Source organism: Bacillus sp. ABR (assembly GCF_056172715.1).
Genome location: NZ_JAOYSL010000001.1, coordinates 897,123 through 910,457, shown reverse-complemented (window position 1 = coordinate 910,457; position 13,335 = coordinate 897,123). Strand labels below are relative to the sequence as shown.

9 protein-coding genes are annotated in these 13,335 nt (G+C 42.1%); 1 reads left to right on the top strand and 8 read right to left on the bottom strand.

What is annotated here, in order from left to right; genetic code table 11:
* Positions 1–86 precede the first annotated feature (86 nt).
* Positions 87–1,574 carry an esterase/lipase family protein gene (locus OIT90_RS04600; RefSeq protein WP_338592519.1) on the top strand — a complete coding sequence of 496 codons (1,488 nt, stop codon included), beginning with the start codon at positions 87–89 and terminating at the stop codon, positions 1,572–1,574.
* Here OIT90_RS04600 and OIT90_RS04595 read toward each other — a convergent pair.
* From OIT90_RS04595 to OIT90_RS04560, 8 genes are all read right to left on the bottom strand, one after another.
* Positions 1,571–2,104, bottom strand: a complete 534-nt coding sequence (locus tag OIT90_RS04595; protein WP_024423336.1) for an HD domain-containing protein — start codon at positions 2,102–2,104, stop codon at positions 1,571–1,573. The genes OIT90_RS04600 and OIT90_RS04595 overlap by 4 nt on opposite strands.
* Before the next feature lie 299 nt (positions 2,105–2,403).
* Positions 2,404–3,147 (bottom strand): (S)-benzoin forming benzil reductase, encoded by a 744-nt coding sequence (locus OIT90_RS04590; RefSeq protein ID WP_342503261.1) that lies wholly within the window; start codon positions 3,145–3,147, stop codon positions 2,404–2,406.
* 99 nt (positions 3,148–3,246) lie between these two features.
* Positions 3,247–3,732, bottom strand: a complete 486-nt coding sequence (gene essA, locus OIT90_RS04585) for a type VII secretion protein EssA (protein WP_039181152.1) — start codon at positions 3,730–3,732, stop codon at positions 3,247–3,249.
* Positions 3,722–6,619 (bottom strand): type VII secretion protein EsaA, encoded by a 2,898-nt coding sequence (gene esaA, locus OIT90_RS04580; protein ID WP_474892297.1) that lies wholly within the window; start codon positions 6,617–6,619, stop codon positions 3,722–3,724. The genes essA and esaA overlap by 11 nt, the downstream gene beginning before the upstream one ends.
* Complete coding sequence (essC, locus tag OIT90_RS04575; RefSeq protein WP_474892296.1) at positions 6,616–11,091, bottom strand: type VII secretion protein EssC; 4,476 nt, start codon at positions 11,089–11,091, stop codon at positions 6,616–6,618. Before essC ends, esaA begins: the two co-directional genes overlap by 4 nt.
* Before the next feature lie 51 nt (positions 11,092–11,142).
* Positions 11,143–12,456, bottom strand: a complete 1,314-nt coding sequence (essB, locus tag OIT90_RS04570; protein ID WP_024425959.1) for a type VII secretion protein EssB — start codon at positions 12,454–12,456, stop codon at positions 11,143–11,145.
* A gap of 14 nt (positions 12,457–12,470) precedes the next feature.
* Positions 12,471–12,710 (bottom strand): ESX secretion system protein YukD, encoded by a 240-nt coding sequence (gene yukD, locus OIT90_RS04565; protein ID WP_003213579.1) that lies wholly within the window; start codon positions 12,708–12,710, stop codon positions 12,471–12,473.
* A 95-nt stretch (positions 12,711–12,805) separates the two neighbouring features.
* The gene (locus OIT90_RS04560; protein WP_003213769.1) at positions 12,806–13,099 is read right to left on the bottom strand and encodes a WXG100 family type VII secretion target; all 294 of its coding nucleotides are present in this window, start codon (positions 13,097–13,099) and stop codon (positions 12,806–12,808) included.
* Between the last annotated feature and the right edge of the window lie 236 nt (positions 13,100–13,335).

The following is a 13,335-nucleotide window of genomic DNA, read 5'->3' as shown; positions in this document are numbered from 1 at the left end:
ATATTTTAACATTTTATGTTATTTTACATCTTTTGGAAGTATAATAGATTGGTGCTGCCAACAACTTAAATCATTTGAAGAGGTGAATGATCTTGAAAAAACTCATCTGTCTCGCTGCTGTCATGCTCTTTTTTTCCTTTGCAAGTTATGCGTATGCAGGATCAATTGGAGATGAACCTGGGACACCGGGGAAGTGGTTTAAAGGAGAAGCGCCAGTTCAAAAAGACGAGTCAAAACCGCCACTTGTTTTTGTTCACGGCATTAACAGCTCCTCCTCCACATGGTTCGACCGAAACGACATGGCAAAGCAAGCTGTTCTGAACGGATACGAAAGCGCATTCATAGATTTGTATCCAGATCAGGATACGAAAAAGAATGGCAAACTATTAGCAGAAAAGCTAAAAGAAATCTATGATGTGTTCGGTCGAAAACTCATTGTGATTGGTCATAGTAAAGGCGGGGTGGATACACAGTCCGCACTCGTGTATCACAATGCCCATCCATATGTAGAGAAGGTCATCACACTTGGCTCCCCTCATTACGGGACGCCGCTTGCAGATTTAGCGTATAGCAAGGGCGGAAGCTGGCTCGCGGAAATTCTTGGACAAAAAAGCGATGCGCTCTATTCTTTGCAAACGGGGCTCATGGCGGCTTTTCGAAGTGAAACCGACAAGCTGGAGAAGTTTCCTCAAAAATACATCACTTATTCGGGATCGGAATGGGGCACATTTGGCGGGGTGCTGTACTTAGGCGGCATGTATTTAAAGAGCTTTGGTGCAAACGATGGCGCCGTCACGGTAAGCAGCACAAGACTATCATATGCAAACAATATTTTAACAGGGAAATGGGATCACAACTCCATTAAAAACGGCACAAGCATGTTCCCTGTGTTCCAGCATCAGCTGCTGGCAAATGCCGCAAGCACTGGAAGTGAAAATATAGAGAGCCCGAACTCTACTGAGCTGAATACAGATGTTTATGTGAAAGGCGGAGAAAGTGAAAAGGATAAAACAGAAGCGTTCTATGTAGAGGAAGGAACGAATGGCTTATCGATTCAGTGGTTAAATGAAAGGCAGGAGGCGCGACCGGAAATCATCGCCCCAAATGGAGACGTCTTAACAAATCTGAAGACATCGGAAGCATCTTTCCCATATGAAGGCGCATTTTCGCACCATGTGCAAATCAATAAACCCGTTCCTGGAAAATGGACAATTCGATCAAATTCAGAAAAAATGACTCCTTATTTGCTGCTCGTATCCTTTGATTCACCATTAAATGAAGAAATCATAGCAGAAGCAGCGAAATCAGGGGATGATGCATCAACCCATTCAAGCGGTCTGATTAAACGATTAAGCAAGAAAGTAGAAACCTTTTACTTTAAGGATGCCCAAAAAGATCATCCTCTCAAAACAACTGCTTCATCAGCTGTTCAATTGAAAAAAGAAGGTGCTTATTCTGTCACGGTTCATTACACTGGACTCACTGCATCAGGTACATCAGCATTTAACCGTACCGTTATTCGCACATTGTATGTCGATCAGCATGGAAATATTCATGGTGACATTCCATACTAAACAGAGCGTTTCATGGGCTGAAGTGCCTGTTGCACTTTCTGATCCAATTCCGTGATTTTTTTCATTGCAAGTGATTCGTCTATTTGTCTGTAATGGTGATGCCCGCCAGGCTCTTCATCCATTTCATCTGCTTTCTTAACGATTTGCTGGAGTGTGTCCTTATGAAGGTCGCCCTCTGGCAAATATGAATCCGTATGAAGCAGAATTGCAAGCGCAATATCTTTGGCTGCCTTTGGTTCCTCACCGAGGCGTATGAGCAGTTTGTGAGCACGCTCTGCACCTTTAATGGCATGAATATCATTCCGTCTATATGTCTCGTAATCCCATTCTCCGCCAGCTGTATACCATTCATAGTGGCCGATGTCATGCAAGAGGGCTGCTTTCACAGCGAGATCTGGATTAATCCCAGCCTGCACCGCCAGTTTGAATGCGTGATAAGCACAAGCAATCGCATGGGCTTTACCTGAACGATTTAAATATTTTTGAGCGACTGGATGGGTGTAAACATCCATTAATGTAACCTTTCTCATGGAAACCCCTCCTTATCTATATTTTTAGCATCCTAACATATTCTGAAAAGAAACTCAAATGTTCTGTTATATTTTCTATGAGTCTCAAAAATAGCTTATGTCAAATGAGCTGTTTTTGCTTGTACAATACGAAAAAAGCAGTCGTTATGACTGCTTTTTTTCTTCTTTTCAGCGTGATATGAAAACCCTTGAAGTCTAGGAAGGCCGAGTACTGGCGCGGAGCGAATTTGACATTCGTGAGCACTAGCACGCAGGCCTGACACCGAATGCAAGGGTTTGTCTTTACGCTGCAGCAGTCGTTATGACTGTTTTTTCACATACTCACGTGCATCGTAGACACATCCGCCAGCTGGATCATCTCCTAAAAGATCGAGCAAAATACCTGCGACTTCATCTGGACTCTTCAGTGTGCCTGTTTCATATAATTGCTGAAAACGGTCTATTTGTTCAAAGTCTTGTTTTGATGACTTCCGAATTTCCCCCTGCATATCTGTATCGATCGTGCCGGGTGAAAAGGAAAACGTGTTGATCGGATGCGCCTCGTCCTGCTGTTCCTCATGAAAAGTCCTCATAAACATATCGAGTCCTGCTTTTGAACTGCAATACGCACTCCAGCCTTTGTATGGGTTTTTCGCCGCTCCAGAAGAGAGATGAACGATCGTTTTCTTCCCGATAAAAGATTGAGTCTGTTTGGCAAACACATGGCTCAGCAAAACAGGAATGACAAGATTCAACTTGTAATGCTGATGAAGCGTATCCTGTCCGCCTTGTCCAACGCGTTTGATAGGTGTAACCATTCCTGCGTTATTGACGAATAAGATGTCATCAGCATCTGCCAGAGTTTGCGGCATGAGACTATGTTGAAGCCATTTGGCCGCTGCTTCTTCATCCGTCAGATCGACCTGAGTATGTGTGAGCTTTGGATGGGATATCGGCGATGCACTTCTTGCTGCTGTGTACACATGATCCCCGCGTGAAAGCAGCCTGTTCACAAGTGCTAGGCCAAAACCTTTTGATCCGCCTGTAACGATTGAAATTCGAATGACAATCTCCTCCCTTGATATCACTATTTTACGTAGTGAAACGGTGGGACATCAAGCAATCTGCATAAAGAAAAGCCTGCCTCTTTTAAAAGAGACAGACTATTTCTTTTCAGCCTTCGCATTCACCTTTGGAATCAGGATAATCATCACGACGAGACCAAGGGCTATCAAGAAACCAAAGATAATCGGGAGCAGTGCTGATGTCTGCTTCTCATGTTCATCCTCAGAAGGTGCTGATACAGCCGAATCACTAAAAGAGATATTCATCTCTTTCATCATGTGAGCTGGTGTTTTGGGTGGGTTCTCTTTTAGATCACTGAAAAGCTGCGGAGAAAGAGATCCACCCGGGGCTTTAGGCGGTTCAGCAAAATGAATGTCTGTTTTGACCTTTGACGTTGTTTTACTTTGTTCATATTTCGTTTGATCCCTCAATATACTCGAGTTAATATTGAGCTCCTTTTCCTGATATTCATTCGGCTTGACATTCGTATCCGTATCTTCACCAGCAGCAAAAGCGGCAGGGATGAGGAGAAAAAGGGAAACGGCAGCGAGTGCCGCCCCTTTCACGAATAGATTAAGCTTCATGAGTCACATCACGTTCCTCTGTTTTATCTTTCCATAGCTTTTTCACAAGCGGTACGACCATGAAAAGGACAGTTAAAATCACTAACCCTGTGACGCCCATTCCAAAGGTGTCTCCATTTCCATATTGGATCGACAGGTACACGTCTGTCACTGGATTGGTAAAGTGGAAATTCGGCATCACCAAATCAATTAATGGTGCGACAAAGAAGAAAATAAGCGCCGTTGCTGCCATCCATCCGGCAATGGAACCGAAAAGGAAGGCCGTGCGAATAAAGGCAGAGCACGCCACTAATAACAAAATGGTGAAGATCGACCATTGAATGGCTTGATCATCTGCAAGCTTGTAAATGTTCAGTCCAAACAAGCTGATCATGAGTCCGACTAATAGATTTAAGATGCCAAACAGTGCACCTTTGACCAGCATCGGAGCTGACGCATAATACGAGCTGAAAAAGCCAATTAACAAACTGCTGATCATCACAATGACCAAAATGACGACCGGCGGTACAGTCTGCGTTTTTTCTTCCGGCACATCGCCGCTGATTTTCAGCGGATTGGCTAAATGGTTATACACATAGTTGCTGTTGCCTTGATCACTTAATGTATTTCCTAAAATACCTTTTAAATCTTGCTGAACAAGTTTTGTAGAGTCGACATTCTTGCTCCAGTTTTCATTCAGCGTATCTGCTTTTTCTTGTACTGTTGTGACACTCTCTTCAATGTTATTCGTATAATCCGCCACCCCTTTTTGGCGGTCGGTTAACGAACTCATATTTTCAGAAAGACGAAGCACTTCCTGACCAATTGAATCCTGTGCACTGACAACAATTGAACTGCCTGCAAGGTCTGCTGTATATACCGCATCTCCTTGATCAGCCATTTGCTCAGCTACATTGTCCGCACTTTCAGCAATTGTCTGTAATTCCTGTTCCATGCTTGCCTGCTGAGTCGTGATGTACTCCGCATAGCCATCTGAAAACTTCTGCATCTCATCAATAAAAGTAGACACATCATCGTTTGATGTCAGCATCTGGTTTTTGAGCTTATCCCAGTTTTCTGTTTCTTCTTTTTTGATGGAGAGGATGGATTGGATTTCTTCTCCTTTTGTGTCATATAGAGAAGAGTTATTAGATGGTTGATAGACATTTGCGATCATCAGCTCTAGCTGAGAGAGTTGATTTGAATAGTCCATTAATTTTTTAGTTCTTGTTGATTTCGTTTCAAATTTTTTCTCAAAAAGATTATCGCTAAAGACATTACTAATCGGTGAATTTCTGCGCTTCAGCTCTTTTACTTTGCTGACAATGGATGATTCCTGATTTTTGATTTCATTTGGAATGACATTATATCGATCTTGTAACGATAGAATCATCTTTTCAAGTTTATCTACTTTTTTCGTCAGACTCTCAAGCTCTTTACTCATTTGACTCACTTTATCTTTCAATTCGTCATTATGAGCAGCAGCTTTTTCTTGAATTTTCTTTTTCACTTCATCTAAGCGAGTTGAGAGTGCTTTTAGGTCATCCTGCGATGAATTCTTACTGCTAGTATCTGGCTGAGCAGGATTTTCACCGCTTTCACCTTGTTCCCCATCTTCAGTCGAAGGCGGTGTTTCCGGTTCTCCTAATTGATCCGCAAGCTCATTCATCTCTATTGAAATTTGTGAGAGTTCATTTGTTTCTTCATCTAAGTTAATCCCAATCTCTTCTGGGTTTTCATTATCTTGGTCTGATGGCCCGTCATCATCAGAATCAACTGGCGGTTCCGGCTCGTCCATTAACTCTTGCCTTTTTGCTAATAGCTTTGTCTGCAGGGCTGATATTTTATTTCGATAATCTTCTAAGTAACGCTCTTCATACTTTTTAATCAGTTCTTCCTGAGACGTCTTCACAAGTTCCGTTAATCCCGTTGATTGCTTAGGAATAGCCTCTTCTCTCGACCTTTGAACAGATTGGATGGCGCTGTCAGTTGTTTTCAGCTGGCTTTGTACCCCGTTGATGTCTGTTTTAAGTCCGCCCATTTGATCACTAAAGCTGCGGGCATTTTGGTTTTGAATGTCAGCGAGCTGTTTGAGCCCTTGCTGGATTTGCTTTTGGCTTGTTGATTGCGCTTTGATCAAGAGATCCTTTTGTTTGTCTTGATACTGCTGGTATTGATCGACTACTTTCACAAAGTCCTTTAACTGGTTCTTTGCTTCTTCTGTTGTACTCAAGCCGTCTTTATATTGTTTCTGTGAATCGGCCATTGCATTCTTTAATTCTTCTATTTGTTTCTTCTGCTGCTGTACGGCATCTGATAGTTTGTTCGAGTTCGGTTTATAGAAGTTGTACATCGTGTTTTGGAATTCGACTTCTTTGCCGACAATATGCTCAAACTCTTCTCTCACATTGCCAATTTCCTGTGATACAAAACTCCAGTATAACGTCGACATCTGTTCATTCATTTTCTTTTGTGCATTTTCCAGCTCTCTTTGCACTTTCTCTTTATTGACTGCATTGAGCTGATCTTGAATCGAAAATTGAATGGACGCCTTTTCCGGATGGTCTTTATCATAGCTCAGCACATTTTTAGAGAAGTCAGACGGAATATAGAGGACAGCGTCATACTTTCTGTTTTTCAGTCCATTTTCCGCCGCACTGCGATTCACTACAGTCCATGTATAATCAGGACGCTCTGACAATGCTGCCACAACATCCTGTCCGAAACGAGCCGTGTTTTCACTTTCACTCGCCCCCATATCCTCATTGACCACCGCAATATTTCGTGTGGCATTCTTCTTCTGCTTTGCCGGATCATCTCCAATCAGGTGGAAAAACAAAACCGGCAGCACAAGAATTAATATCATGGTGGATATGATTTTGATGGAGCTTTTTTGCTGCTCTGTCATTGAACACTCTTCCTTTCTACCGCACATAAAGGAACCTGGATTTTCTTCTCTTTCCCGTTTTCAACCAAATAGCCGAAGCCTGGCTGAATGTCTGGTTCTTGTCTTGCATACGGAAGCGGTATGATGTTTTGCTCTGATTTTTTCATGAGTAACATGGCATGACGAACTTGTTTGATTTCGTTTGTGAGTGCATCATAACCCTTACTGAACTCGGTATGATTCCCTGATGCAATCAGGCTGAAGCCTAAGTGTGCATATGACTTCATGAAATCAGCCAATTGATCTTGAAGACGCGGATCGATCGTCTGCTGAAAACGCGTAATGCCATCAATCACAAGCACAATTTGAGGAAATGACAGCTGATCGGTCTCTCCTCGGCGTACAGCTTCGACATACATCTCTTCCCGCACCTTGAATAAGCGGTCCATTTCTTCTGCCCATTCGGTGATATCATCCTTTGTTTCAAGGTAATCAATGTTCTCTTCTTTTGCATAATTGGATAGACCTCGATCAATTGAATCAAAAACAGCCAGCTTTTCAGGCTTTGCCATTAAAAGCTGATCAAGCATCAGTTTTGTCACATTTGTTTTCCCACGCTGCGTTTGACCGATGATGAGGCAATGTTTATTCTTTTTCAAGTCAAAATAAACAGGTGCCACAGATTCCTCATCTAATCCGACTGGAATGTCATAAGGCGGTTTTTGTTCATCTAAACGACTCTCAAGCTCCCAAACTGTCAGCTTATCAGGAAGCATTGGCACAGGCTTTGGTTTTTCGGCTGCTTCAAAGCGGTCATGAAGAAGCTGTATCTCTTGTTTCAGATGCTCAAACAATTCGAGATCGTTCTCTCCTTCAACTGGCAGAAACATTTGCGCAAAATAAAGCTCTTCTTTGTTGATAATCACTCGTCCTGGGATCGGCTCTAAACTGAATTTCGGTCTGCCAATAATCGAGTACGCCTCTCCTTGATCCATTAAGTAATGGACAATCTTAGTTTTCAGATTGTTCATCAGCGATTGACGCACTGCATTTACCCGAGTAGCTGTAATCAAGAAGTATATACCTAGTGATTGTCCGTCACGGCTCAGCTGAATAAATTCAGATTCGAGATCATGCATTTCGTCTTTGACAATGTCAAAGTTATCAATCACGATAAAAATGAACGGAAGCTTTTTCTCATTTAAGGCATTGTACATTTTGATATGACTCATTTCTTGCTGTCTGAATAACCGCTTGCGATATTCAACCTCTTCCCGCAGACGCTTCATTGATTTTTGAATCTTTCTCATCTGATCCATTAAGAAATAATCCGCCGTATGTGGCAGTTTTGCTAACGGAAGCAATGTTCCGTTTCCGAAATCATAAATATATGCGTGCCATTCTTCAGGTGAATACCTCTCCGCAAAGCTCATCAATAGTGTTGTAGCAGCAAGTGATTTGCCGTAGCCGGAGGAACCAAAGATGCCAATGTTCCCATCTTCCATCATTTGATAAGAAAGTGGATGCTGGCTTTGCTGATCTGGTTCATCGACAAGCGCAAAATGGAAGACATGCTCTTCACTCGACGCATACCGTGTTTTTGGAATCCGCTCTTCAAGCGGTGGAAGCCATGGACTTGGCAGCTTCTCAATTCCAAGCTCTTGCTGCATACGTTCAATTTCATCCACAACAGCAGAAATTTCCGTCACTGTCTCTTTTTTCACTGCTGGCTCTGTGCTTACTCCTGATAACGGAATAAGACCAGTATCAGTCACAATGGCAATATCATCTTCTGACCCGTAGCCATCTTCCATATATGGTGCACCGCTCCAAGCTGATTGGAACAATTCATAAATTTCATTATTGCCCACTTGTAAATAGCCGCGGCCTGTGACGGTAATGGACGCTGCATCACTATTTTTCAAAATTTCCTTACTGTCTGACGCATCTTGCACTTTGAGTGCGACCTTAAAGCGGGAGTTACTCCAAATCTGGTCATCAATGACCCCGCCTGGCTTTTGGGTAGCTAAGATAAGATGGACCCCGAGGCTTCGGCCGATACGTGCAGCACTGACAAGCTCCCTAATAAAGTCTGGCTCTTCACTTTTTAATTCAGCAAACTCATCAGAGATTAAGAACAAGTGAGGCATTGCCTGCTCAGCCTTTTTCTCCTTATAGAGCTTCGTATAATCATTGATGTGATTCACATGATAATGATCAAACAGCCGCTGTCTTTTCTTCAATTCACTTTTAATTGAGGCAAGCGCTCTTTCACTAAAGTTCTTACTGCCTTCAATATTGGTGATCGTTCCAAGTAAATGAGGAATATTTCGGAACGGCTGCGCCATTCCGCCTCCTTTGTAGTCAATCAACAGGAAAGCAACTTCGTGCGGGTGAAAATGTACAGCGAGCGATAAAATATACGTCTGTAAAAATTCACTTTTCCCTGATCCCGTTGTTCCCGCCAATAGTCCGTGCGGGCCGTGTGCTTTTTCATGCAAGTTCAGATCGACAATGTCGTTTTTCCCTTTATAACCGATTGGCACTGATAATGATTTGGCCGTTTCTGAAGTCAGCCATTTTTCACGAATGCCAATGTCATCTACCTGTTTGGCATGGAAAAGATCAAGGAATGAGACCGTCTCAGGAATCGAATTGGTCATACCGACTTGATGATCTAATGTTCTCAGGGTTCTGGCAAACAGTTCATTGTCCCCGCGCTGATGTGTATCAAGCTGAAACGGAATTCTTACTGCCTTCTTGTGCTGAATGAGAATATCTCCTTCTTCTTCGTTAATATAACGGACAAGCGTCGAAATATTTTCAGCTAAACTTTCCTTTGTTTCTGCTGCAAAGATGATGGAAATGCCAAGATCTGTCCGGCTGCCTTCTAAGTATTCTAAAATCACATGCTCGGCAATGAGCTCATGATTTGTCACGATGAACACAAAATGAGGCGTAAAGATTTTCTTCTCTTTTTCTTCTTCTAAATCACGCTCACGTAAAATTTCATAGATTGAGGACAACAGCTGATCGCGTGTTTGTTCGTTGTAAATAAACCCTTTGCCATATGTATGAGGCAGCTGGAAGTGCGGAAGCCATTTCATCCATTCCCAGTTCTCATACTCCTGCTCATGAAAGATAAAGACAAATCTCAAATCGTGATAGCTGTGCGAGAAAGCAAGCTGCCCGACAAGCTGATGAAGCTCATTTTTCACAATCGCAGGCTTCCCAATTAATCCTGTTGGACCATCCGCAAGACCGAATGTAATCGGGACATTCTTCACTTCACGATATACTTTTTGCATGTGCTGCGTTTGTTCCATTAAGTCATCAACATCCCGGTTAGCCATATCGCCGCCGCTCATCGATAATTCATAGCTTGATGGAACTGCGCCCGTTCCAAGACGCAGATGCAAGAAGTCGTCACTCACAAGCGTCTTTTCCCAAATGCGGCCGCTGATTTCTGATGTTAAATATTTCATTTGTTCAAATGACGGATAATGATACGTCAAAATATATTGCTGGCGGTCATACAGCTCCTGCAGCTCTTTCCGCTTATTTTCTAAATAAAGAGAATAGACTCGCTGCCGCTTCTCTTCTCGTCTTTTGCGCTGTGATTTTTCTTTAAAGTATTGAACGGACGATGTAATTAACGTCATGATAAACATCGCCATCGACACGACAATAAAGATTCCGCGCGGCTGGATAAGGGCGACAATCCCCATCACAAGGAGCATGACAAGCGGCGGAAGGACAACAAGCCAAAGCCCTCTGCTGTTATTTTCACTCTCCTGCGAAGGAAAGCTAAAGGATACCCGGTCATCTGGTAAATCATAAATCAAACGCGGTGTACGTCTGTATGAAGGGTATTTTTGTTTTGTTTCGGTGCTTGGCGGTCTTGTTTTTTCCAAGCGTGTTTGAAAAGGTTCGTAAGCTGTCACCTGTAATAAATCATCATCTATAAATGTCACCGTCAGAAAGTTCCAGAACAGCTCATCTCCGGCATAAACCTTCTCTGGACCGTTGATTTTCTTTCCGTTCACGTAAATCGTCTCGTCCTGAGGCATGACATACCATGTTCCTTCGATTTTCTCTAAAGTGAACTGGCTGGCATCTTGAAACATGGAATGAGCTTGTTCTTTCCACACATCGACCTCATCTTTCTCATCACGTGAGAAAGATAGCTCAACTCTATTTCCTAGGTAATAAATATGCTGATCATGATGTGCATCCATTAAAATAAATGTGAGTGAACCAAGCTGATATGGTTCATGTGGAAGTAATTTGCCTTTCTTCTCATTCCCCTGATAAATAGTAAAACCATCATTCGATTCATCAGGAGATAAACGAATTGTCCCTTCATCAAATGAAAGTGAAGGGATTGTCACCGTATGCTCTATTTCAGGTCCAATCAGAGCTTCTCGATTGAACTGCTCATCTAAACGGACGGTTTGATAATCCTCCTCATAAAAAACCCAAAGAAGACTCAAACGCTCCACCTCCTCATCGGACAGCACCAACTGTCAGTTGTATCGAAAGAATTATTTTTTCTCATCTTTTTTTGTCTGAGAGGTTTTCTTTTTCGCTTCAGATTCTTTCTCTTTTTTCTCTTGATCGGCTTTTGATTGCTCTTTTTGTTCAGCTGTTTCATCTGTTTGGCTTGCGCCCGAGGAGTCACTTGTGCTTGTCTCGGTTGTTTCTTTTTCTTCATATTTCGCCATTTCTTTAATGATTGGATCTAGCTGTTTTTGTTTTTCTTCAGCAGAAAGGCTGTCATCGTTTTGAATTTCATTGCGGTAGGCGACGAGTGCCGTGAATATGTACCTGTCGTCTCCAAGCACCCGTGCAATATCAAGTGCTTCCTTGCTATTGCCTTGTCCAATATGAATCCAGAATAGGAAGTATTGCGGATCTGTCTGTAATGTGTACGTTTCTGTGATTTCTTTTTTATGCTGATCAAGTAAGAGGCTGCCTTGATTCGTTTGTACATACGAAATGGCCAGTTCATATTGAAGAGAGACTGGCATTTTATTGGCTGGATACTTCTCTAACGTATCCACCACTTGACTGTACTGCTTGTTGAGATAATATTTGTTTGCCTCGACGTATGCTTCTTGTTTTGGCATGGCAAAAAAGAAGGTGTAAATGGTGTACACCAATGCAGGGATTAACAGAACAAGCAGACCTAGTCCGATGTATCGCTCTATCTTCCATTTCTTTTTAGGGATGGTTAATAGCGTTTTTTCTTTCGTATCGATTGCTTTGATCTTTTGCTCAATCAAAGCTGACAATTCTTCCAGCGACTTCGTTTCACTAATTTCTTTTGCCAGCTCAGATAATTTCAACGTTTCATTGTAAGCCACATATTCTTGAAATTGATATTCATGGTCAACCACTCGAAGAACGACGGCCTTGACCTCTTTTAACAGGCGATGCTCATCAGTTTCATATGGCGGGATGCTTTCTTTGACTCCATAATGCAAAAACGCAGGAGCTAAGCCTTGATGAAAAACAATGTTTTCAGGAGAAACAATAGGATGCAGCCGCTTCACGTCGTGTTTAAGAACTGCATCGACAAGCTGGTATGAAAAAATCCATTTGCTTTTTTCATCCTTTGCATGGATGAAACGAAATTCCTGATAGGCAGGAGGCGGTTGAATAGAAATGATGACCTCATCTTCAGTTAATTGAATCTCTTTCTGAAATGAAGGATTGATGTCTTTGATCGGTGCCGCTTCTAAACCGTCTAAGAGTTTAATTGTCTCTTTTTGAAAAATAAAGGTATAGGTGCCTCCCTCTTTTTTCATGACTGCTTCTAATTGTTCTTCTAAATAGGAACTCTTTTTATCTGCCATTTACAAAAGTCCTTTCATAGTATTTCCAGCCTGTCTCCTGTGGTAATCCCGCAGTCTGACAGCTTATATTCGCCTGAAAACACAGCTTTCTTATTGACTACTCGCACCCATCCGCCTTCCCGCTTTGGAAGAGAGATTTGTTTTGCCTGCCAGGCGATATGGATGACTTGTTTAATATGTAAATAATTTGATAGTCTCAAATCAAACACACTGCCATCATAATTTTTTAAGTCGATGGTAATATCGATATACACAAATTTCCACCTCACAAAATAGAAAGAGCGCCGGCATCCATTGACAGACTCGGCGCTGTTTCTGCTTTTCACACTTAGAAAGGAAATCCCCTTGATTAGCCGCGGATTTGGCTTGCGATGTCTTGGTCAGTGCTTTCAAGTGTATTTGCCGTTTGATCAAGCTGATTGCTGACATCTGTTAATAGATCAGACATTTTGATAAATGAAGGCTTAAGCTGTTCGTATTGATCAGCAAATGCTTCACTAGAAGCACCTTCCCACATTCCTTTTAAATCAGAGATCATTCTATTTAGACGATCAACTTGGTTTAACACTTCTTGACTTTCAACACCATATTGCTTAGCGGTCGCTCTTAGTTCTTCTGGGGTTACGCGAATAATTCCTGACATATTCCTCATTACCTCCCGTGCATAGCCGCCATATAATGGGCTAATCCACTTATTTTTTGACGTTATTATTATAAAAACAGAAATGATACACAGTCAAACAAATCTGTTTTTATTTTACAAAATGAGTCTATAGAATTACTGTTTTTTCGCTTTTTATCTAGTATTTAACAGTTTTTTGGTCATATATTCTTAATAAGTATCCACCGACTTTGGTGGACCTTTCCGCCTATTGATTT

Coding starts and splice junctions, on each gene's coding strand:
- OIT90_RS04600 (WP_338592519.1), top strand. CDS start 87: ATGATCTTGAAAAAACTCATCTGTCTCGCTGCTGTCATGCTCTTTTTT.
- OIT90_RS04595 (WP_024423336.1), bottom strand. CDS start 2,104: ATGAGAAAGGTTACATTAATGGATGTTTACACCCATCCAGTCGCTCAA.
- essA (WP_039181152.1), bottom strand. CDS start 3,732: ATGAAGCTTAATCTATTCGTGAAAGGGGCGGCACTCGCTGCCGTTTCC.
- esaA (WP_474892297.1), bottom strand. CDS start 6,619: ATGACAGAGCAGCAAAAAAGCTCCATCAAAATCATATCCACCATGATA.
- essB (WP_024425959.1), bottom strand. CDS start 12,456: ATGGCAGATAAAAAGAGTTCCTATTTAGAAGAACAATTAGAAGCAGTC.
- OIT90_RS04560 (WP_003213769.1), bottom strand. CDS start 13,099: ATGTCAGGAATTATTCGCGTAACCCCAGAAGAACTAAGAGCGACCGCT.